A 20,486-nucleotide genomic window follows, 5' to 3' on the forward strand; every position below is an offset into this window, starting at 1 on the left:
CGCTTTAGGGCTTCCTCGCCACCGGCACATCCAGCTGTTTAAGCGCCTCCACAAAGCGCGAGGGATTATCTTTATTAAAAAGCAGCCAGACCCGCGCACGCGCGCGCGTCAACGCCACATATAACAAACGCCGCTCTTCAGCGTCCGGAAAATCCTCAACCTGAGGAAGAAGCGCACTTTCCATAATGGATTCTCGCGCCGGGGCGGGGAAACCGTCGTTACCCTCCTGCAATCCGACAAGAATCACGTAATCGGCCTGTTGGCCTTTGCTGGCATGGATAGTCATGAAGTCTATCTGTAACTTCGGCCAGCGAGTCGCCGCTTTTTGTAGACTCGCGGGTTTCAGATGATGATAGCGCGCCAGCACCAGGATACGTTCATCTTCCTTCGCATAGCCGGATAATTTATCCAGTAACGCGTCCAACTGGCTTTCATCTAATAACGTCACCGCTTTTTTATCGCCTGGGGTCAGACTATTTAACGGTTTTTTAAGCTGGTGCGGATTCTGCTGTACAAAGCGATTGGCAATATCGCCAATCCGACTGTTAAAACGGTACGTGGTGTCCAGGTGGCAATGCTCGCCCTCGCCGAACATCTGATGAAACGCCGTCGTTAAGGAGAGCTGCGCCCCGCTAAAACGGTAAATCGCCTGCCAGTCATCGCCCACGGCAAACAGCGTAGTCTGGCTATTCTGCTTGCGCAGTGCTTCTAACAGCGCCGCCCGTTGCGGGGAAATATCCTGAAATTCATCGACCAGAATATGCTTCCACGGGCTGATAAAACGCCCTTTTTCGAGGATCACCATTGCCTGATGGATCAGACCGGAGAAATCAACGGCATTTTCCGCTTTCAACGCGCTTTTCCAGGCCTTCAGCAGCGGCGCCATCAGCTTAATGCGTTTGCCAAACAGCTCGCGGCACTCCTCTGGCGCGCCAGCGATCATTTCTGCCTGCGCGCCGCCGTGCATACGCATCAAGCTGACCCAACGATCCAGGCGAGGGGCCAGACGCCGCTGCAATGTCTCATCGTCCCAGAAATTACCTTCCGGCACTACCCACTGCATCTCCTCTTCCAGCCACTGACGCCAGCCTTTGGCCTGCGCTTTTTTCTCGCTACACTGCTGACGCCAGGTGCGCAGAAATAGCTGATGCCGCGCGGTGGCGTCACTTTCCAGCTTACTGACAACCGGCGCTTTTTTACTGCCTTGCTGAATAATATACAGCGCCAGCGAATGGAACGTACGGGCAGTAATCTCTTCCGTATGTAAGCGCTCGCGGATACGCTCATCCATCTCCTCTGCCGCCTTGCGACCAAACGCCAGTAAAAGAATTTGCCCCGCATCTGCTTGTCCGCGCGCCAACAGCCAACCCGCGCGCGCCACCAGCACCGAGGTCTTACCGCTTCCCGCGCCCGCCAGTACCAGTAACGATGATTCGCCGTTAACCACCGCCCTGGCCTGGGAAGGATTAAGCGGAGAAGATTCTATCTGCGTAAAAAAGTCGGCATGCGCTTCCAGCATGGCATCAGCATACGCCTGATTATGCTGCTGCCGACTTCCCTCGCTATCCTGTAACCAGGCCAGACACTTACGCCATATCTCGCGACAGTGAGCAAACTCCTCCAGACGTGAGACCGGCAGCGGCAAGGCGGCAAACGTCTGGCGAATTTCGTGTTCCAGCCCCCGAACGCGTTCACGGGTAAGCCATTGGTTTTCGCCCGTTCGCTCACTAATACGCTCCCATTGCTCCTGCAATGCCTGCGCGGCGACATCACTCATCTCCTGGCTCCAGCGACGCCAGTGCGCGTCCAGATAGCGATGGAATTGCTGGGTTTCCGACCACTCAGTACCATGCAAACGCACGACTTTATCCTCCGGCAGGACAAACTCCAGCTCGCCCCATACCAGCCCACGCTTACAGTGAATCGCCAATAACTGATTGAATGGAATAAGATATTCATGCCTGTCGCCAGACACTTTCACCCCAGCGTTGAGGATCACGGCACGATCATACGGGTGTTGCGCCAGACGTTTTCCAAGAGAAGTAGCTTTCAGTTCCATGACTCAGCGAATCCAGACGTAAAGATGTGCTTATCAGTGTAACCGCCAGAGAAAACGTGCTCCAGTCTAAAAAAACGTTACAATTGCCCGCAGTGATAGAAAACCGGAATGAACTGAGGGTTTATGCGTACCGTTCTGAATATTTTAAACTTTGTACTGGGCGGCTTTGCCACTACGCTGGCCTGGCTGCTGGCGACGCTGGTCAGTATTGTGCTTATTTTTACCCTGCCGTTGACCCGCTCCTGCTGGGAGATAACCAAACTGTCCCTGTTCCCTTACGGTAATGAAGCCATTCACGTTGACGAACTTAATCCGGCGGCGAAAAGCGTATTAATGAATACTGGCGGTACCTTGCTGAATATTTTCTGGTTACTTTTTTTCGGCTGGTGGCTATGCCTGATGCACATTGCCTCCGGTATCGCGCAGTGTGTCACTATCATCGGGATACCTGTCGGTATTGCGAACTTTAAAATTGCCGCGATTGCGCTTTGGCCTGTCGGTCGCCGCGTCGTCTCTGTAGAAACCGCTCGCGCCGCGCGAGAAGCTAACGCGCGCCGTTTTGAATGATCGGGACAAATAGCCTTTATGTTAAGTCCGTTGATTCGCCGTTATACCTGGAACAGTACCTGGCTGTATTACATCCGCATTTTTATCGCTCTGTGCGGCACCACCGCCCTGCCCTGGTGGCTGGGCGACGTCAAACTGACCATCCCGCTCACGCTCGGTATGGTTGCCGCGGCGCTAACCGATCTCGACGACCGCCTTGCCGGACGCTTGCGTAATTTAATCATTACCTTAATTTGCTTTTTTATCGCGTCGGCTTCTGTGGAGCTACTCTTTCCCTGGCCGTGGCTATTTGCGTTGGGCTTAACGTTATCCACCAGCGGGTTTATTCTGTTGGGAGGACTAGGGCAACGCTATGCCACCATCGCGTTCGGCGCGTTACTCATTGCCATCTACACGATGCTGGGTACCCCTTTATACGATCACTGGTATCAGCAACCACTGCTCCTGCTGGCAGGCGCAGTATGGTATAACCTACTGACGCTAACCGGGCATCTGCTATTTCCGATCCGTCCGTTGCAGGATAATCTGGCACGCAGTTACGAACAGTTAGCGCACTATCTGGAACTGAAATCACGTCTGTTTGATCCTGATATTGAAGATGAAAGCCAGGCGCCGCTCTATGATTTAGCGTTAGCGAACGGGCAGTTAATGGCGACGCTGAACCAAACGAAAGTGTCGTTGTTGACTCGCCTGCGCGGCGATCGCGGTCAACGCGGTACGCGCCGCACCCTCCATTACTATTTTGTGGCGCAGGATATTCATGAACGCGCCAGTTCTTCGCATATTCAATACCAGACGCTGCGCGATTATTTTCGCCATAGCGACGTCATGTTCCGCTTTCAACGTCTGATGTCGATGCAGGCGCAGGCCTGTACGCAGCTGGCGCGCTGTATCTTACTGCGTACGCCGTACCAGCATGATCCGCGTTTTGAACGCGCCTTTACCCACATTGACGCCGCGCTTGAACGTATGCGCGCCAGCGGCGCTTCTTTAGAGCTGTTAAATACGCTTGGGTTCTTATTAACCAACCTACGCGCCATTGATGCGCAACTGGCGACGATCGAGTCGGAGCAGGCCCAGGCAATGCCGCGCAATGAGTCAGAAAACCAGTTGGCTGATGATAGCCTGCACGGGTTTAGCGACATCTGGCTGCGTCTGAGCCGTAATTTTACCCCGGAGTCCGCTCTCTTTCGCCATGCGGTACGCATGTCGCTGGTATTGTGCATCGGTTATGCTCTCATCCAAATTACCGGGATGCGCCACGGGTACTGGATATTGCTCACCAGCCTGTTCGTTTGCCAGCCTAACTATAACGCGACCCGCCATCGCCTTGCGCTCAGGATTATCGGTACGTTGGTAGGCGTTGCGATCGGCCTGCCGATTTTATGGTTTGTCCCTTCGCTTGAAGGACAGTTAGTTCTGCTGGTGATTACCGGCGTGCTTTTCTTCGCATTCCGTAATGTGCAGTATGCCCATGCGACGATGTTCATCACCCTGCTGGTATTACTCTGCTTTAACCTCCTGGGCGAAGGCTTCGAGGTAGCGTTACCGCGCGTCGTCGACACGTTAATTGGCTGCGCTATCGCCTGGGCTGCGGTCAGCTTTATTTGGCCGGACTGGCGCTTTCGCAACCTTCCCCGGGTACTCCAGCGCGCCACCGATGCTAATTGCCGCTACCTTGATGCGATCCTTGAGCAATATCACCAGGGACGGGATAACCGCCTGACCTATCGCATTGCCAGACGCGACGCGCACAACCGCGATGCAGAACTGGCATCCGTGGTTTCTAATATGTCGAGCGAACCCGACGTCACGGCCGAAACCCGGGAGGCGGCGTTCAGGCTGCTTTGCCTCAATCACACTTTTACCAGCTATATCTCCGCCCTCGGCGCGCACCGCGAAAAGCTCAGTAATCCGGACGTGTTGGGGCTTCTGGATGACGCGGTCTGCTACGTTGATGATGCGCTTCATCATCAACCTGAAGACGAACAGCGCGTACACCAGGCGCTGGAGGGTTTAAAGCAGCGAGTTCAGTCGCTGGAAACACGTCCGGACAGCAAAGAACCTCTGGTTGTTCAACAAATTGGTTTGCTCATTGCCTTACTGCCCGAGATTGGACGCTTGCAACGGCAAATTTCACCGCCGACTTCTACATTAATTACCCAGCCGTAAGCGAATGAGCCCAGTCGGCAAGCTCCTGGCGACGACTCGCCGGGAGCGCCGCTTCATGTACGCCGACAATTGCGCCTTCCAGGGCATACAAAACTTTCACTGTCAGCAAGGGATTGCTTTGTCGCAACCTTAGCCAGCACATTTTCGCGCCCAGTATGCGTAACATATTTTCGTCCTTTATCCCTGACTCATTGAGCAATGTTTCCAGATGGAAGGTCATATTGGGGAGATCTTTGAGTCTGTGCTGTAAAATACGGCTGTGTTTTTCCTTCATTGCCGCGTCAAGAGAATACTTCGATAAACGTACCAGCTGCTGCTGATCGCGCCACAGGCTTTCATCCACCCGGTAATAGTTGAGCATAACGGGACGTCCACATTTCATAAACATGAGCCAGGCGGGAGGATGCTTCACACAGTAGGGTACGCTTTCTTCACAGGCGCGGAGATAAAGCTCGCCATTAGCCACCATCGCAAAGACGGTATCCTCCACGGTCAGACTATAGCTACCGAATAAAGATCGATACTGGATCGTCCCCAAAGAGGCCAAATATTCTTGCGATTTATAGATCCTGTCATAAGAGAGTGCTCTCATAAAATTCCTTTTAAATCATAAAGTAAAAGAATGATTTGCAGTAACGGATCCGTTAATGACGAAAATAGGCAACTTATACTCCGCGAGCAAGATGATTTTTATTTTTGACGCCACTAAGAATAAAAATTGCGAGACAGTTTCCGAAAATAGAGTTGATCTTTCATCGCCACAGGGGTACTGTATGAATATACAGTAACTCACAGGGCTGGATTGATTATGTACACTTCAGGTTATGCAAATCGTTCTTCGTCATTTCCTACCACTACCCACAACGCAGCGCGCACCGCTACGGAAAATGCCGCGGCAGGACTGGTCAGTGAAGTTGTCTACCACGAAGACCAGCCCATGATGGCGCAGCTCCTGCTTTTGCCTTTACTTCGTCAGTTAGGCCAACAATCACGCTGGCAGCTCTGGCTCACGCCACAGCAAAAGCTCAGCCGAGAGTGGGTACAGTCTTCAGGTTTGCCATTAACGAAAGTGATGCAAATTAGCCAGCTTGCGCCTCGTCATACGCTGGAGTCGATGATCCGCGCTTTGCGTACAGGAAATTACAGCGTGGTAATTGGTTGGATGACTGAAGAACTGACAGAAGAAGAACATGCCAGCCTGGTTGAAGCAGCGAAGGTAGGTAATGCGGTAGGGTTTATCATGCGCCCTGTACGTGCGCACGCTTTACCCAGGAGACAGCATTCCGGGCTAAAAATTCACTCTAATTTGTATCATTAAGTAAAATTAGGATTTATCCTGGACTTTTTTTTACGCGAACGCATCTCCTTTGAGTGGTAACGTTTTTTTTGCGAGAAAGCTTGCCAGAAGCGGTTTCCGCAATTTTTGCTGTACGATTTATCATCTGAAACTGTTAAATGATGTGTATATCCAGCATGTTTTTTTCACATGTCTGACGGAGTTCACACTTGTAAGTTTCCAACTACGTTGTAGACTTTACATCGCCAGGGGTGCTCAGCATAAGCCGTAGATATCGGTAGAGTAACTATTGAGCAGATCCCCCGGTGAAGGATTTAACCGTGTTATCTCGTTGGAGATATTCATGGCGTATTTTGGATGATAACGAGGCGCAAAAAATGAAAAAGACAGCTATCGCGATTGCAGTGGCACTGGCTGGTTTCGCTACCGTAGCGCAGGCCGCTCCGAAAGATAACACCTGGTACGCTGGTGCTAAACTGGGCTGGTCTCAGTACCATGACACCGGCTTCATTAACAATGATGGCCCGACTCATGAAAACCAACTGGGCGCAGGTGCTTTTGGTGGTTACCAGGTTAACCCGTACGTTGGCTTTGAAATGGGCTACGACTGGTTAGGCCGTATGCCGTACAAAGGCGACAACATCAATGGCGCTTATAAAGCTCAGGGCGTTCAGTTGACCGCTAAACTGGGTTATCCAATCACTGACGATCTGGACGTTTATACCCGTCTGGGTGGTATGGTATGGCGTGCAGACACCAAGTCTAACGTCCCTGGCGGCGCGTCTACTAAAGACCACGACACCGGCGTTTCCCCGGTATTCGCGGGCGGTATCGAGTATGCCATCACCCCTGAAATCGCAACCCGTCTGGAATACCAGTGGACTAACAACATCGGTGATGCCAACACCATCGGCACCCGTCCGGACAACGGCCTGCTGAGCGTAGGTGTTTCCTACCGTTTCGGCCAGCAAGAAGCTGCTCCGGTAGTAGCTCCGGCACCGGCTCCGGCTCCGGAAGTACAGACCAAGCACTTCACTCTGAAGTCTGACGTACTGTTCAACTTCAACAAAGCAACTCTGAAACCAGAAGGCCAGCAGGCTCTGGATCAGCTGTACAGCCAGCTGAGCAACCTGGATCCGAAAGACGGTTCCGTCGTCGTTCTGGGCTTCACTGACCGTATCGGTTCTGACGCTTACAACCAGGGTCTGTCCGAGAAACGTGCTCAGTCTGTTGTTGATTACCTGATCTCCAAAGGTATTCCGTCTGACAAAATCTCCGCACGTGGTATGGGCGAATCTAACCCGGTTACCGGCAACACCTGTGACAACGTGAAACCTCGCGCTGCCCTGATCGATTGCCTGGCTCCGGATCGTCGCGTAGAGATCGAAGTTAAAGGCGTTAAAGACGTGGTAACTCAGCCGCAGGCTTAAGTTTCCGTCTGATAAAAAACCCCGCGTCGCGGGGTTTTTTGCTCTGGTCTGGATGACAACGCCTTTCAGCGTTACTTCTTGCCTAATAACGCCTGTAAATCCTGCTTTAACGTGGTCATTTGCGTGGCATATTTCTCTTTATGCTCCGCGTCTTCTATCAGTTGCACTATCGTTTCGGATAATGTTTTACCGCGTCGCTGCGCAAGGCCTGCCAGACGCTGCCAGACCATAAACTCTAAATCGATAGATTTTTTGCGCGTATGCTGATGTTCCGCATTGAAGTGTCGTTTGCGTCTTGCCCGAATGGTTTGTTTCATCCGATTAAGCAAGGCAGGATTCATATGCCTGTCTATCCAGACATTTACCCGCACCGGTTCATTTTCGAGGGCCAACAACAAATTGACGGCTTCCTGGGCAGCACTGGCTTCCACGTAGCGGGTGATCAACTCCCCTTCGCGGTGCTTTTTCACCAGATATTTCCATTTCCAACCGCTTTCAAGATTTTCAAGTTGTTGATATTTCATTGTGATCCCAATGTTACCGTGTAACTGTTATCAGAATATCAGTTTTTTAGCCATCTGAAGAAAAGAATCTCGAACCTGTGAATGGTTACACGTCTTCATATTACTTTGCATTCGCTTTCCGCGTGTGCAGCGTGACGGGTTAGGCTATAATCCCCCCTTTTACAACAGACTAAAAAACCTCAACTTTGACCATTACGAAACTTGCATGGCGTGATCTGGTTCCGGATAGCGAAAGCTATCAGGAGATATTTGCACAGCCACACGCGACTGACGAAAACGACACCTTACTCAGTGATACTCAGCCACGACTGCAATTTGCGCTTGAGCAACTTATACAGCCGTGGGCATCATCCTCTTTTATGCTGACTAAAGCGCCTGAAGAGCAAGAGTATCTCACTTTACTTTCAGATGCCGTCCGCGCTCTGCAAACCGATGCCGGACAATTAACCGGCGGACATTATGACGTTTCCGGGCATACTATTCATTACCGCGCCGCGCAGAATGCGCAAGACAACTTTGCCACCGTCACACAAGTCGTCAGCGCGGACTGGGTCGAAGCCGAACAGCTCTTTGGTTGCCTGCGGCAGTATAACGGCGACATTACCCTGCAGCCGGGACTGGTTCATCAGGCGAACGGCGGCGTGCTGATTATTTCCTTACGAACCCTTCTGGCGCAGCCGTTGCTATGGATGCGTCTGAAAGCCATCGTTAGCCGCGAGCGTTTTGACTGGGTGGCGTTTGACGAGTCGCGTCCATTACCGGTCTCCGTGCCATCAATGCCGCTCAAACTGAAGGTGATTCTGGTTGGCGAACGTGAATCACTGGCTGATTTTCAGGAAATGGAACCGGAGCTCGCGGAACAGGCTATCTACAGTGAATTTGAAGACAATTTACAGATAGCGGACGCAGAAGCTATGACCCTATGGTGTCAATGGGTGACGCGTATCGCTTTACGCGATAATTTGCCCCCTCCGGCACCAGACGCCTGGCCCGTCCTGATACGCGAGGCTGTGCGCTATACCGGCGAACAGGATACGCTGCCTCTTTGCCCACTGTGGATAGCCCGCCAGTTTAAGGAGGCATCGCCTTTATGCGAAGGCGATACCTGCGGCGCAGAAGCGCTCAGTCTGATGCTTGCCCGACGCGAATGGCGAGAAGGCTTTCTGGCGGAACGGATGCAGGATGAGATTCTGCAAGAGCAGATCCTGATTGAAACCGAAGGCGAACGCGTTGGACAAATCAATGCGCTTTCCGTCATTGAGTTTCCCGGGCATCCGCGCGCCGTTGGCGAACCGTCGCGAATTAGCTGTGTTGTGCATATCGGCGATGGCGAATTTAACGATATTGAGCGCAAGGCCGAACTTGGCGGAAATATCCACGCTAAGGGAATGATGATTATGCAGGCCTTCCTGATGTCGGAGTTGCAGCTGGAGCAACAAATTCCCTTCTCTGCCTCGTTAACCTTTGAGCAATCCTACAGCGAAGTGGATGGCGATAGCGCCTCAATGGCGGAATTATGTGCGCTCATCAGCGCGCTGGCCAATGTGCCAGTGAATCAAAACATTGCGATTACCGGCTCGGTCGATCAGTTTGGTCGCGCGCAACCGGTGGGCGGGCTAAACGAAAAAATTGAAGGTTTCTTCGCCATCTGCGAGCAGCGGGAATTAAACGGTAAACAGGGCGTAATTATCCCTGCCGCCAACGTCCGCCATCTCAGTCTTAAATCTGAACTGCTGCAAGCGGTTAAAGAAGAGAAGTTCACTATCTGGGCGGTAGACGACGTGACCGACGCCTTACCGCTACTGTTAAATCTGGTGTGGGATGGCGAAGGTCAAACGACGTTGATGCAGACTATCCAGGAGCGTATCGCGCAGGCGACGCAACAGGAAGGCCGTCATCGTTTCCCGTGGCCATTACGTTGGCTGAACGCTTTTATTCCGAACTGATCGGACTTGTTCAGCGTACACGTGTTAGCTATCCTGCGTGCTTCAATAAAATAAGGTTTACATAAAACATGGTAGATAAACGCGAATCCTATACAAAAGAAGACCTTCTTGCCTCTGGTCGTGGTGAACTGTTTGGCGCTAAAGGGCCGCAACTCCCTGCGCCGAACATGCTGATGATGGACCGCGTCGTTAAGATGACCGAAACGGGCGGCAATTTCGACAAAGGCTATGTCGAAGCCGAGCTGGATATCAATCCGGATCTATGGTTCTTCGGATGCCACTTTATCGGCGATCCGGTGATGCCCGGTTGCCTGGGTCTGGATGCTATGTGGCAATTGGTAGGATTCTACCTGGGCTGGTTGGGCGGCGAAGGCAAAGGCCGCGCTCTGGGCGTGGGCGAAGTGAAATTTACCGGTCAGGTTCTGCCGACAGCCAGGAAAGTCACCTATCGCATTCATTTCAAACGTATCGTAAACCGTCGCCTGATCATGGGCCTGGCGGACGGTGAGGTTCTGGTGGATGGTCGTCTGATCTATACCGCACACGATTTGAAAGTCGGTTTGTTCCAGGATACTTCCGCGTTCTAAGTGTTGAATTGATATTCCGCGCTATCGGTATCATGCTTGCAAAGCCAATAAAGGCGAAACCTCCGCACTGCGGAGGTTTCTTTTTCTAAAGAGACAGAATCAGGCCATTACCGCCCTGTCCTCCATGGCTTGTCGCCAACCTCCCAACCAGTATGACCGTTGATTCAGCGTCTGATAGGGACACATTTCTTTTGATCGTCCGGCGATGCCGGCCTGATATCCACGTTGATGTGCCCGTTCCAGGCGATCTCGTTTTTGTCTCTTCATGCCTCGTTTCCCTCATATTTGTATCTGGTGGAAAAGAAAACAGTGATTACAAAATGTGCAATCACACTACACGAATACCTCTAAATGGATCGCCCGTCAATGCGCAAAATTCACACCAATGTCATATTTGTGAGCTATACGGTAAATCATTTGTACAAAAAATGTGAGCCATAACAACTATTTTTCCGGCGTCAAAAATAAAAAAACCGCCTCAGGCGCACGACCTGAAGCGGTTAAATTTACATTACTTTTATCTCAGGGAAGGCGCTTTATCTCATCTGCGATAGCGGCTGCTTCCTGACTCCATGCGCTTGCCAGTACTTTGACCATCTCATCATAGCCATCTTTCTGCTGACTGGCTTCGATATGGAAAGGCCGCTTAATCAGCTGTCCATTGTGGTTTAATAACCACTCCCCGCTGACGATAACCTTACCATCGTAGCGTCCATGGAATCCGGTTACGGTAACGTTTAACGTATCCTGGGTGGTTCCCAACGGCTGGGAAGCGACGACCCAGCCAGGAAGCCGGGCGCTAAGATTCGCCACCAGCGTGTTACGTAATTGCTGGTCCAGCGGGCTGGCCCACAGATTGTTATTGGCAATCACATACTGAACATCACTGGTTTGATACACCACGCCGTTACCTGCCAGATAGTCAGGTACGGAAACCTGCTCTACCCATAAGAGACGGTTGCCCTGGCTTGCGGTGCTTTGCACACCGCTTTGCGCTATCGGGAGCTGATAATAGCTTTTATTCTCTCCGCCGGAGCTACATGACGCCAGCCAGAACGCCATTATCACGACTAGCCATTTTTTCATTGTTTCGCCCTCTTAGGCTCAGGATCTTTTTTATCCTTCGCTTCAAATACCAGCGCGTTGCTCTTCTCGTTCAGAGTTTTCAACACCGGTTGTAACTCACGAAGCACCTGATCGAGACGCTGCATATCCGCCACCATTTTGTTATACGCCGCCGATCCAGGCTGGAAGCCTTGCATACTGCGGTTAAGTTCGCGTAACGTCGTTTGCATATCCGCCGGAAGCTGCTGCATCGACTGACTGGAGGTAATCTTGTTCATATTATCCAGCGTGGTTTGCAGCCGACGCATAGTACGCTGGCTTTCAGACAACGTATTGGTCGCTTGTTCAATCATCGGATTCAGCGGCAGGTTGTTGATCTTATCCAACGTTTCCACCAGTCGCTGTTGAATTTGCGCCAGGCCGCTGCTGACGGTGGGAATAATTTCATAACCATCAAATTCGCGTAGCCCGGTAATCGGCGGTTCCTTAGGATAAAAGTCCAGATCGACATACAGCGCTCCGGTCACCAGATTACCGGTTTTAAGCGATGCACGCAGACCGCGCTTAAGCAGCTCCGCCAAATGCGCGGCAACATCCGCATTTTCTCCCAGTTGCGCTTTCAGACGCTCCGGTTCAATGCGCACCAGCACAGGAATACGGTAATCATCGTTAAATACCTGGCGCATTTTAGACGCAAAGAAAGGCACTTTGCTTACCGTCCCCAGACGAATACCGCGGAACTCCAGCGGCGCGCCAGGTTGTAATCCGCGCACCGAATCTTTAAAGAACATCAGGTAATCGATATGATCGGTGTACAGCGAATCCTGAATACTTTTTTGATCGTCGTAGAGATTAAACGCCGTTTTTTCGGCGACAGGTTGCCCCTGCTCAAGTCCTTCCGGCACATCAAAACTCACGCCGCCGCCAAACAATGTCGTCAACGATCCCATTTCCACGCGCATTCCCGCCGATGTCAGATCCACAGCGATACCGCTATCTTTCCAGAATCGGACATTACTGGTAACCAATCGATCGTTTGGCGCCTTAATGAACAACTGATAACTCATTGTCCGTTTTTGCGGATCGAAAGAGCTGGTTTCAACGGATCCTACCCGATAGCCCCGGAACAGAACGGGATCGCCAGGACTGAGCTGACCGGCCTTTTTGCTGTCCAGAATCACACGAATACCTTTGGCATCGGGCGGCGCCAACGGCGGTGAGTCAAGAAGCTGATAGCTTTCCGGCTGACTGCCCTTACTTCCTGGTTGTAGTTCAATATACGCGCCTGATAGCAGCGTCCCAAGCCCGCTGATGCCTTCACGCCCCACCTGCGGTTTTACGACCCAAAATACCGAGTCTTTATGCAGCAACTTTTCCATACCGGAATGAAGCCGCGCTTTGATTTGTACATGGGTCAGATCGTCAGTCAGCGTCGCGCTTTCAACCACGCCAACATCCACGCTGCGACTTTTGATCGTCGTTTTTCCGCCTTCAATACCTTCCGCATTGGTGGTAATTAAGGTAACTTCCGGTCCCTGGTGGCTGTAGTGATAAAACAGAATCCAGGCTCCGATAAGCGCAGTAACAATCGGGAATATCCAGACAGGCGACCAATTTTTCACCTTTTGTACTTTGGCTTCCCCTTTTTTAGGTTCCATGCTATCAGGACTCCTCATGGCCTGGTTCGTATTCACGATCCCACGACAGACGCGGATCAAAGGTCATCGCAGAAAACATTGTCATTATGACGACTAAAGCAAACATCAACGCACCCATCGCAGGATAAATATTCATTAACCCTCCCATACGCACCAGCGCAGAGAGTACGGCAATGACAAAGACATCAATCATTGACCAGCGCCCCACAAACTCCACTACTTCATAAATAAAATGCATCCGTTCACTGTCGCGCTTACCGTGGCCTTTCGCATCCCAACAAAGCCAGGCAATAGCGATCATTTTTAGCGTCGGCACCATAATACTGGCGAGAAAGATAACCGCCGCCACCGGATAAGACCCCTCGCTCCACAGCAAAATCACGCCAGCCAGAATGGTCGACGGCATTTTAGAGCCCAGTAAGTCGGTAATCATAATCGGCAAAATATTGGCGGGCAGATAAAGCATGATCGAGGTAAATAATAACGCCAGCGTCCACTGCAAACTGTTTTTACGCCGGACATAGCCTTTCGTATGGCAACGCGGACAGACGAGACTCTCCGCAGGCAGGATCGCCGTGCAGCAGGCGCAAGAACGCAAAGACTGCCGGATACCGGTAATCCCCGGCGTTAACGGCTGCGCCAGTGCAGGCTGCGGGGCGATATCATCCCACAGCCAGCGGCGATCGACACACTGGAACGCCCGCAGTTGAACGAGACAAAATAAGCACCAGGGAATAAAACTGCTGCCGATGCCGATATCGCCGTAGGCCATCAGCTTAACAAAACTGACCAACACCCCGGCGAGAAATATTTCCGCCATTCCCCACGATTTGAGGAGGAAAAAGATCCTTGCCAGCGTTTTTTTTACCGACAACGGCAGATTGGCGCGGTTGACAAGTAATAGAATGGTCACCAGGCAAAATGCCGGCACCAGTTGGACAAATAATAAAAAGAACGTGCCGAGGCTGGCGTAATCTTCAGAAAACATGACGCCGGGGATTTCCAGAAGCGTGACTTCGCTGGTGACGCCCGCGACATTCATATTCACGAAGGGAAAAAGGTTAGAAAGCAGCAACATAAATAGTGCCGCTAACGCATAGGCGGTAGGACGCTGCCGGGGCGCGTCCCACTCGGTCGTTAACGTTGCGCCGCATCGTGGACATGCTGCTTTTTGCCCATGCGAGAGGCGGGGTAAAGCCACCAGCATGTCGCATTGCGGGCACAATATGTGCTTCGCAGCATGGTGATGTTCACACATAGGCGCTCCTTTCGTTATGCCCCGTTTTTCAGGCCTTCAAGATACTCCCAACGTTCGAAGGCTTGCTCAAGTTCTTGCTCCGCCTGACTTAAATCGGCCAGAACTTTTTGCGTTTGCTCATGGGGTTGGCTAAAAAAGGCCGCATCCGCAACCTGCGCCTGTAGCGCTTCCAGCTTCGCTTCCAGGTCTTCAAGCTGACCGGGTAACAGCTCCAGCTCGCGCTGCAGTTTATAGCTTAGTTTGCTACTGCCACGTTTTACAATTTCTGCTTTAGGGGCAATAACTTCCTCATTTTTTTTCGCCATCGGCTGTTTCGTCGCCAGATGCTGCTCTTGCTGCGCACGCGCATCATGGTAGCCGCCGATATAACGTCCGATTTTGCCGCCGCCCTCGAAAATCCAGCATTCCGTCACTGTATTATCGACAAATTGCCGATCGTGGCTGACCAGTAGTACCGTGCCCTGATAGCCATCAATTAATTCTTCTAATAGTTCCAGCGTTTCGACGTCAAGATCGTTCGTTGGTTCATCGAGAATTAAAAGATTGCTCGGCTTGAGGAACAGTCGCGCCAGCAGCAGACGGTTACGTTCGCCGCCGGAAAGCGCGCGAACGGGCGTCATCGCCCGTTTGGGATGAAACAGGAAGTCCTGCAAATAGCCCAGTACATGGCGCGGCTTACCGTTTACCATCACCTCCTGCTTGCCTTCCGCAAGGTTATCCATCACGGTTTTTTCCGGGTCAAGTTCGGCGCGATGCTGATCGAAGTAGGCGACTTCCAGCTTCGTTCCTACGTGGATGCGCCCGCTGTCAGCCTGAAGCTGTCCCAGCATCAGTTTCAGTAGCGTGGTTTTACCGCAGCCGTTCGGGCCAATTAACGCAATTTTGTCGCCACGCTGTACCTGAGCGGAGAAATCTTTTACCAGTTGTTTTCCTTCTACCTGGTAATCGACATTCTCCATCTCAAAAACGATTTTACCGGAGCGCGTCGCCTCCTCGACCTGCATCTTCGCCGTGCCCATCACTTCCCGACGCTCGCTGCGTTCACGACGCATCGCTTTTAACGCCCGCACGCGCCCTTCATTACGGGTGCGGCGCGCCTTGATACCCTGGCGAATCCAGACTTCTTCCTGCGCCAGTTTGCGATCAAATTCCGCGTTTTGTAATTCTTCTACGCGCAGCGCTTCTTCTTTCTCCAGCAGGTATTGATCGTAATTTCCCGGATAGGTGACCAGTTTGCCACGATCGAGATCGACAATGCGGGTTGCCATATTGCGAATAAACGAACGATCGTGAGAGATAAAAATAATCGTTCCGTTAAAGGTTTTCAGAAACCCTTCCAGCCAGTCGATAGTTTCGATATCCAGATGGTTAGTCGGTTCATCCAGTAACAATACGCGCGGATTGCTGACCAGCGCCCGACCCAGCGCGGCTTTACGCAGCCAGCCGCCAGAGAGCGACGACAGCGCGGCGTTAGGATCGAGTCCAAGCTGCGCCAGCACTTCATTAATACGGTTTTCCAGCTGCCACAGATTATGATGATCGAGCTGTTCCTGTACGCGCGCCATTTCATTGAGGTTTTTCTCGCTGGGATCGGTCATCACCAGACGGGAAATCTCATGATAGCGCTTGAGGTATTCCGCTTGTTCTTCGATACCTTCGGCGACAAAGTCATAGACGCTGCCCGCAATATTACGGGGCGGGTCCTGTTGCAGACGCGCGACGATCAGATCCTGCTCATAAATAATACGCCCATCGTCCAGACCCTGTTCACGGTTGAGGATCTTCATCAAGGTGGATTTCCCGGCGCCGTTACGCCCCACCAGACAGACGCGTTCGTTATCTTCGATATGCAACTCTGCGTTATCGAGAAGCGGCGCGTCGCTGAACGACAGCCATGCGCCATGCATACTGATTAATGACATTTACTTTTCCTTTCAGGCGGCGCGGATCAGCCAGCAGTTATGAATCTGACGGTTACGGGCAAAATCCGGGGAGAGCGTTTTTTGCGTAATTTCTTGTGCGGTAAGCCCCAGTTCCGCCAGCCCTTCCAGATCCATACGGAATCCGCGCTTATTATTTGAGAACATGATGGTGCCGCCTTTACGCAGCAGGCGTTTTAAATCTTTCATTAACGCGACATGATCGCGCTGAACATCAAACGACTCTTCCATACGTTTTGAGTTAGAGAACGTCGGCGGATCGATAAAGATCAAATCGAACTGTTCATTCGCCTCGCGCAGCCAGCCCAGGCAGTCGGCCTGAATCAGGCGATGCGCGCGGCCACTCAGTCCGTTCAGACGCAAATTACGTTCGGCCCACTCCAGATAGGTGCGGGACATATCCACCGTTGTGGTGCTGCGCGCGCCGCCCAGACCCGCATGTACGCTGGCGCTGCCGGTATAAGAAAAGAGATTCAGGAAATCTTTGCCTTTGCTCATTTCTCCCAGCATTCTGCGGGCAATACGGTGATCGAGGAACAGACCGGTGTCGAGATAATCCGTCAGATTTACCCATAAGCGCGCATTATATTCGCTGACCTCAAGGAACTCGCCCTTCTCGCTCATTTTCTGATACTGGTTTTTTCCTTTTTGTCGTTCACGGGTTTTTAACACCAGTTTATTCGGCGGAATACCGAGCACTGACAAGGTTGCCGCAATAATATCGAACAGACGTTGCCGCGCTTTTTGCGCATCCACCGTTTTCGGCGGCGCATATTCCTGAATCACCGCCCAGTCGCCGTAACGGTCTACCGCCACGTTATATTCCGGCAGGTCGGCATCATACAAGCGATAGCATTCAATCCCTTCCTGGCGCGCCCATTTCTCCAGCTTTTTAAGATTTTTACGCAGGCGATTAGCGTAATCTTCCGCCACCGTCGCCGGTTTACTGTCCGCCGTGGTTTCCGCAATATGATAGTTTTTCTGCACGCAGTCCAGCGGGCCATTCTTGGCTTTAAACTGTTTGTCGGCACGCAATTGCAGGCTGCCCAGCAAATCGGGCGAAGCGCTGAACAGCGACAGGTTCCAGCCGCCAAACTGATTTTTCATGGTACGGCCCAGCAGGCTGTGCAACGCAATCAGCGCCGGTTCGCTGTCCAGACGTTCGCCGTAAGGCGGGTTACTGATCACCGTACCATACGGGCCTTTCGGCAATGGATTACTCAGTTGCGCCACATCTTTCACTTCAAAGGTGATAAGCTCCCCGATACCGGCGCGACGGGCGTTGCTGCGCGCCCGCTCAATGACGCGCGCATCGCTGTCGGAACCGTAGAAATGAGAGGAATACTCCGCCAGCCCCTTACGCGCCCGGGTCTGCGCTTCGGCTTTCACTTCCTGCCAGATAGCCTCGTCATGCTGCGCCCAGCCGCTAAATCCCCAGTGACCACGGTGCAGTCCCGGCGCGCGATCGGTCGCCCACATCGCGGCCTCAATCAACAGAGTCCCCGAACCACACATAGGGTCGAGCAGCGGGGTTCCTGGTTGCCAGCCGGAACGCATAACAATCGCTGCCGCCAGCGTCTCTTTAATTGGCGCCAGCCCGGTGCGATCGCGATAACCGCGCAGGTGCAGGCCATCACCACTGAGATCCAGCGCAATGCTGGCAGTTTCTTTATTCAGCCAGACGTTAATACGGAGGTCCGGTGATTCGCGGTCCACATTTGGACGCGGAAGATTTTTCCGCGTAAATGCATCGACAATCGCGTCTTTAACTTTCATCGCGCCATACTGACTATTACGGATGGTGTCGTTCAGGCCGCTGAAATGCACCGCAAACGTCGCGCCAGGATTAAAAATCTCTGTCCAGTTTATCGCCTGAACGCCGAGGTAAAGATCGAGATCGCTGTAGACCTTGCACTCACCCATCGGCAGGATAATACGCGAGGCCAGGCGGCTCCACATCAGGCTCTGGTAAATAAGCCGCGTGTCGCCCTGAAAATGGACCCCACCCTGAACAACCTGACACCCTACGGCGCCCAGTTTTTCCAGTTCAGTTTTTAACAGCTCTTCCAGCCCGCGGGCCGTACTGGCAAACAGAGAATTCATATTGTCACTTTTACGCTAAGAAAATTGTTGCGCATTATAGCTAATCTCACGCCCATGTCATAAAGTTGAAGGCTTATTTTCATTTGAGGGACTGTACGGTGGCGACGTTATCACGGCTCTTTATTCATCCGGTCAAATCCATGCGCGGCATTGGTCTGACTCATGCGCTGGCAGATATCAGCGGCCTGGCTTTTGATCGCATCTTCATGATAACCGAGCCTGACGGCACATTTATCACCGCCCGCCAGTTTCCACAAATGGTACGTTTTACCCCCTCCCCCTTACACGACGGCCTTCATTTGACCGCGCCAGACGGCAGTAGCGCGCTGGTTCGCTTTACGGATTTCACCCCGCAGGATGCGCCGACCGAGGTCTGGGGAAACCATTTTACCGCTCGCGTCGCCCCGACGGCGATTAATCAATGGTTGAGCGGCTTTTTCTCCCGCGATGTCCAGTTGCGCTGGGTTGGGCCGCAGTTGACGCGCCGGGTTAAACGGCATAACGCGGTGCCGCTGGGATTTGCCGATGGCTACCCGTATTTATTGACCAACGAAGCCTCGCTGCGCGATCTGCAACAGCGTTGTCCGGCAGGCGTACAAATGGAACAATTCCGCCCAAACTTAGTGGTTTCCGGCGTAGCGGCCTGGGAGGAAGATAGCTGGAAAGTGCTTCGCATTGGCGATGTGATTTTTGACGTCGTGAAACCCTGTAGCCGCTGTATTTTTACGACCGTCAGCCCTGAAAAGGGGCAAAAACATCCTTCCGGAGAACCGCTGGCGACACTGCAAGCTTTTCGTACCGCCCAGGACAATGGCGATGTGGATTTCGGTCAGAATCTGATTGCCCGCAATAGCGGCGTCATTCGCGTCGGCGATGAAGTGGAGATTCTGGCGACAGCCCCAGCAAAAGCTTATGGCGCCACAACGGTCGACGACAGCGTTACGCCAGAGAAACACCCGGACGCGAGTGTAACCATCGACTGGCAGGGGCAAACCTTCTGCGGGAATAATCAACAGGTACTACTGGAACAGTTGGAGAATCAGGGGATTCGTATTCCGTATTCTTGCCGGGCTGGTATCTGTGGTTGCTGCCGGATACGTTTGCTGGAAGGCGAAGTAAGTCCGCTGAAAAAATCGGCTATGGGTGACGATGGTACGATTCTGAGCTGTAGCTGCGTGCCTAAGACCGCGTTACGACTGGAGAATTAAACCGCTTGTTCAAGGCTGAAACTGTGACAGTGAACCTGCGGTTTCAGCCTGTCGTTCATAATTTTAATCGCATCGCCAAGCTGCATGGTTCGGCCTGCTATCACCACGCCCGGCTGGGCCAGCAGACACAACGCGGCATTTTCTCCCGGCTCAACGACCAGCAAATTAACCTGTTCCGCCGTATCGCTTAACCAGACGCTTGCGGCATCGCCCGTTCCCGGGGTCCACATTTCGCCATGCGCCACAAAATGCCAGCTTTTTGGCATCTGCGGTTTGAGATAGCGAATCGCCACCAGCGCATTCAACACCAGCTCCGCGCGTTGCTCTTTAGTTAATTCGAAATCCCGGCATTTTTCTTCAAAGGAAAAATAGAGCGCGGCATCATCCACACAAAAACCGGTCGGGCAAAACGCGTCCGGCGTAAGCATTTTACGAGAGAAGCGCGAGCGAAAAAGCATACCATTGGCGAGATCGAGCATCATACGATCGTGCTCTTCATCATAATACCAGCGCCAGTTATCGTCAGGTTTAATTCGCATTACCTCTCTCCCGCTTTTAAGCAACTCGTAACAGCATTGTCCTTTCGCCGCTTCGTTTATTACCCCAATAATAAAAGCCTAAAATGTCTAAATAAGCAACAGTGGAGAAATATAAAACAACCAGCGCCGGAAA

Annotated in this window: 17 protein-coding genes; 7 read left to right on the plus strand and 10 right to left on the minus strand. The window is 52.3% G+C overall.

Annotated elements, in window-relative coordinates:
* Positions 1-4 precede the first annotated feature (4 nt).
* The gene (gene helD / locus LDB27_RS13500) at positions 5-2,059 is read right to left on the minus strand and encodes a DNA helicase IV (protein WP_000420528.1); all 2,055 of its coding nucleotides are present in this window, start codon (positions 2,057-2,059) and stop codon (positions 5-7) included.
* Between the two features lie 123 nt (positions 2,060-2,182).
* On the opposite strand from helD, the gene LDB27_RS13505 reads away from it, so the two are divergent.
* Entirely contained in the window at positions 2,183-2,626 is a 444-nt protein-coding gene (locus LDB27_RS13505; RefSeq protein ID WP_001261221.1) for a YccF domain-containing protein, read from the plus strand.
* A gap of 18 nt (positions 2,627-2,644) precedes the next feature.
* Positions 2,645-4,798 (plus strand): YccS family putative transporter, encoded by a 2,154-nt coding sequence (gene yccS, locus LDB27_RS13510; RefSeq protein WP_000950870.1) that lies wholly within the window; start codon positions 2,645-2,647, stop codon positions 4,796-4,798.
* Here the strand turns inward: yccS and LDB27_RS13515 are convergent.
* A complete protein-coding gene (locus LDB27_RS13515; protein ID WP_001202375.1) occupies positions 4,785-5,390 on the minus strand; it encodes a TfoX/Sxy family DNA transformation protein in 606 nt (201 codons plus the stop codon). The genes yccS and LDB27_RS13515 overlap by 14 nt on opposite strands.
* Before the next feature lie 216 nt (positions 5,391-5,606).
* On the opposite strand from LDB27_RS13515, the gene sulA reads away from it, so the two are divergent.
* Both sulA and ompA read left to right on the plus strand, forming a co-directional pair.
* Positions 5,607-6,116, plus strand: coding sequence for an SOS-induced cell division inhibitor SulA (sulA, locus tag LDB27_RS13520; protein WP_000288732.1), 510 nt, complete (start codon positions 5,607-5,609; stop codon positions 6,114-6,116).
* Between the two features lie 356 nt (positions 6,117-6,472).
* Positions 6,473-7,525 carry a porin OmpA gene (gene ompA / locus LDB27_RS13525; protein ID WP_001562588.1) on the plus strand — a complete coding sequence of 351 codons (1,053 nt, stop codon included), beginning with the start codon at positions 6,473-6,475 and terminating at the stop codon, positions 7,523-7,525.
* Positions 7,526-7,596: 71 nt separating this feature from the next.
* Here ompA and matP read toward each other — a convergent pair whose 3' ends face one another.
* The gene (matP, locus tag LDB27_RS13530) at positions 7,597-8,049 is read right to left on the minus strand and encodes a macrodomain Ter protein MatP (RefSeq protein WP_000877172.1); all 453 of its coding nucleotides are present in this window, start codon (positions 8,047-8,049) and stop codon (positions 7,597-7,599) included.
* Positions 8,050-8,234: 185 nt separating this feature from the next.
* Between matP and LDB27_RS13535 the strand changes: the two genes are divergently transcribed.
* The gene (locus LDB27_RS13535) at positions 8,235-9,995 is read left to right on the plus strand and encodes an AAA family ATPase (RefSeq protein ID WP_000156445.1); all 1,761 of its coding nucleotides are present in this window, start codon (positions 8,235-8,237) and stop codon (positions 9,993-9,995) included.
* A gap of 68 nt (positions 9,996-10,063) precedes the next feature.
* Positions 10,064-10,582, plus strand: coding sequence for a bifunctional 3-hydroxydecanoyl-ACP dehydratase/trans-2-decenoyl-ACP isomerase (fabA, locus tag LDB27_RS13540; protein ID WP_000227928.1), 519 nt, complete (start codon positions 10,064-10,066; stop codon positions 10,580-10,582).
* Positions 10,583-10,681: 99 nt separating this feature from the next.
* On the opposite strand, the gene rmf is transcribed toward fabA, so the two are convergent.
* From rmf to rlmKL, 6 genes are all read right to left on the minus strand, one after another.
* Positions 10,682-10,849, minus strand: a complete 168-nt coding sequence (gene rmf / locus LDB27_RS13545) for a ribosome modulation factor (protein WP_001537784.1) — start codon at positions 10,847-10,849, stop codon at positions 10,682-10,684.
* Positions 10,850-11,104: 255 nt separating this feature from the next.
* Entirely contained in the window at positions 11,105-11,668 is a 564-nt protein-coding gene (gene pqiC / locus LDB27_RS13550) for a membrane integrity-associated transporter subunit PqiC (RefSeq protein ID WP_000759136.1), read from the minus strand.
* On the minus strand, positions 11,665-13,305 hold the full coding sequence (gene pqiB, locus LDB27_RS13555) for an intermembrane transport protein PqiB (RefSeq protein WP_000433412.1): 1,641 nt from the start codon (positions 13,303-13,305) through the stop codon (positions 11,665-11,667). The genes pqiC and pqiB overlap by 4 nt, the downstream gene beginning before the upstream one ends.
* 4 nt (positions 13,306-13,309) lie before the next feature.
* Positions 13,310-14,563, minus strand: coding sequence for a membrane integrity-associated transporter subunit PqiA (gene pqiA, locus LDB27_RS13560; RefSeq protein ID WP_000333143.1), 1,254 nt, complete (start codon positions 14,561-14,563; stop codon positions 13,310-13,312).
* Positions 14,564-14,577: 14 nt separating this feature from the next.
* A complete protein-coding gene (locus LDB27_RS13565) occupies positions 14,578-16,485 on the minus strand; it encodes an ABC transporter ATP-binding protein (protein ID WP_000053043.1) in 1,908 nt (635 codons plus the stop codon).
* Between the two features lie 12 nt (positions 16,486-16,497).
* Positions 16,498-18,606 (minus strand): bifunctional 23S rRNA (guanine(2069)-N(7))-methyltransferase RlmK/23S rRNA (guanine(2445)-N(2))-methyltransferase RlmL, encoded by a 2,109-nt coding sequence (gene rlmKL, locus LDB27_RS13570; RefSeq protein ID WP_001086481.1) that lies wholly within the window; start codon positions 18,604-18,606, stop codon positions 16,498-16,500.
* 98 nt (positions 18,607-18,704) lie between these two features.
* Here rlmKL and LDB27_RS13575 point away from each other — a divergent pair, with 98 nt between their 5' ends.
* Positions 18,705-19,814 carry a YcbX family protein gene (locus LDB27_RS13575; protein ID WP_000224063.1) on the plus strand — a complete coding sequence of 370 codons (1,110 nt, stop codon included), beginning with the start codon at positions 18,705-18,707 and terminating at the stop codon, positions 19,812-19,814.
* Here the strand turns inward: LDB27_RS13575 and zapC are convergent.
* Positions 19,811-20,353 carry a cell division protein ZapC gene (gene zapC, locus LDB27_RS13580; protein ID WP_001220671.1) on the minus strand — a complete coding sequence of 181 codons (543 nt, stop codon included), beginning with the start codon at positions 20,351-20,353 and terminating at the stop codon, positions 19,811-19,813. The genes LDB27_RS13575 and zapC overlap by 4 nt on opposite strands.
* Positions 20,354-20,486: the final 133 nt, after the last annotated feature.

The sequence above is a fragment of the Salmonella sp. JXY0409-18 genome, assembly GCF_020268625.1.
In the GTDB taxonomy this organism is placed as follows: domain Bacteria; phylum Pseudomonadota; class Gammaproteobacteria; order Enterobacterales; family Enterobacteriaceae; genus Salmonella; species Salmonella enterica.

Bases quoted from the DNA above. Each gene is read 5' to 3' on its own strand.
- helD (WP_000420528.1), bottom strand. From the start codon at position 2,059: ATGGAACTGAAAGCTACTTCTCTTGGAAAACGTCTGGCGCAACACCCG.
- LDB27_RS13505 (WP_001261221.1), top strand. From the start codon at position 2,183: ATGCGTACCGTTCTGAATATTTTAAACTTTGTACTGGGCGGCTTTGCC.
- yccS (WP_000950870.1), top strand. From the start codon at position 2,645: ATGTTAAGTCCGTTGATTCGCCGTTATACCTGGAACAGTACCTGGCTG.
- LDB27_RS13515 (WP_001202375.1), bottom strand. From the start codon at position 5,390: ATGAGAGCACTCTCTTATGACAGGATCTATAAATCGCAAGAATATTTG.
- sulA (WP_000288732.1), top strand. From the start codon at position 5,607: ATGTACACTTCAGGTTATGCAAATCGTTCTTCGTCATTTCCTACCACT.
- ompA (WP_001562588.1), top strand. From the start codon at position 6,473: ATGAAAAAGACAGCTATCGCGATTGCAGTGGCACTGGCTGGTTTCGCT.
- matP (WP_000877172.1), bottom strand. From the start codon at position 8,049: ATGAAATATCAACAACTTGAAAATCTTGAAAGCGGTTGGAAATGGAAA.
- fabA (WP_000227928.1), top strand. From the start codon at position 10,064: ATGGTAGATAAACGCGAATCCTATACAAAAGAAGACCTTCTTGCCTCT.
- rmf (WP_001537784.1), bottom strand. From the start codon at position 10,849: ATGAAGAGACAAAAACGAGATCGCCTGGAACGGGCACATCAACGTGGA.
- pqiC (WP_000759136.1), bottom strand. From the start codon at position 11,668: ATGAAAAAATGGCTAGTCGTGATAATGGCGTTCTGGCTGGCGTCATGT.
- pqiB (WP_000433412.1), bottom strand. From the start codon at position 13,305: ATGGAACCTAAAAAAGGGGAAGCCAAAGTACAAAAGGTGAAAAATTGG.
- pqiA (WP_000333143.1), bottom strand. From the start codon at position 14,563: ATGTGTGAACATCACCATGCTGCGAAGCACATATTGTGCCCGCAATGC.
- LDB27_RS13565 (WP_000053043.1), bottom strand. From the start codon at position 16,485: ATGTCATTAATCAGTATGCATGGCGCATGGCTGTCGTTCAGCGACGCG.
- rlmKL (WP_001086481.1), bottom strand. From the start codon at position 18,606: ATGAATTCTCTGTTTGCCAGTACGGCCCGCGGGCTGGAAGAGCTGTTA.
- zapC (WP_001220671.1), bottom strand. From the start codon at position 20,353: ATGCGAATTAAACCTGACGATAACTGGCGCTGGTATTATGATGAAGAG.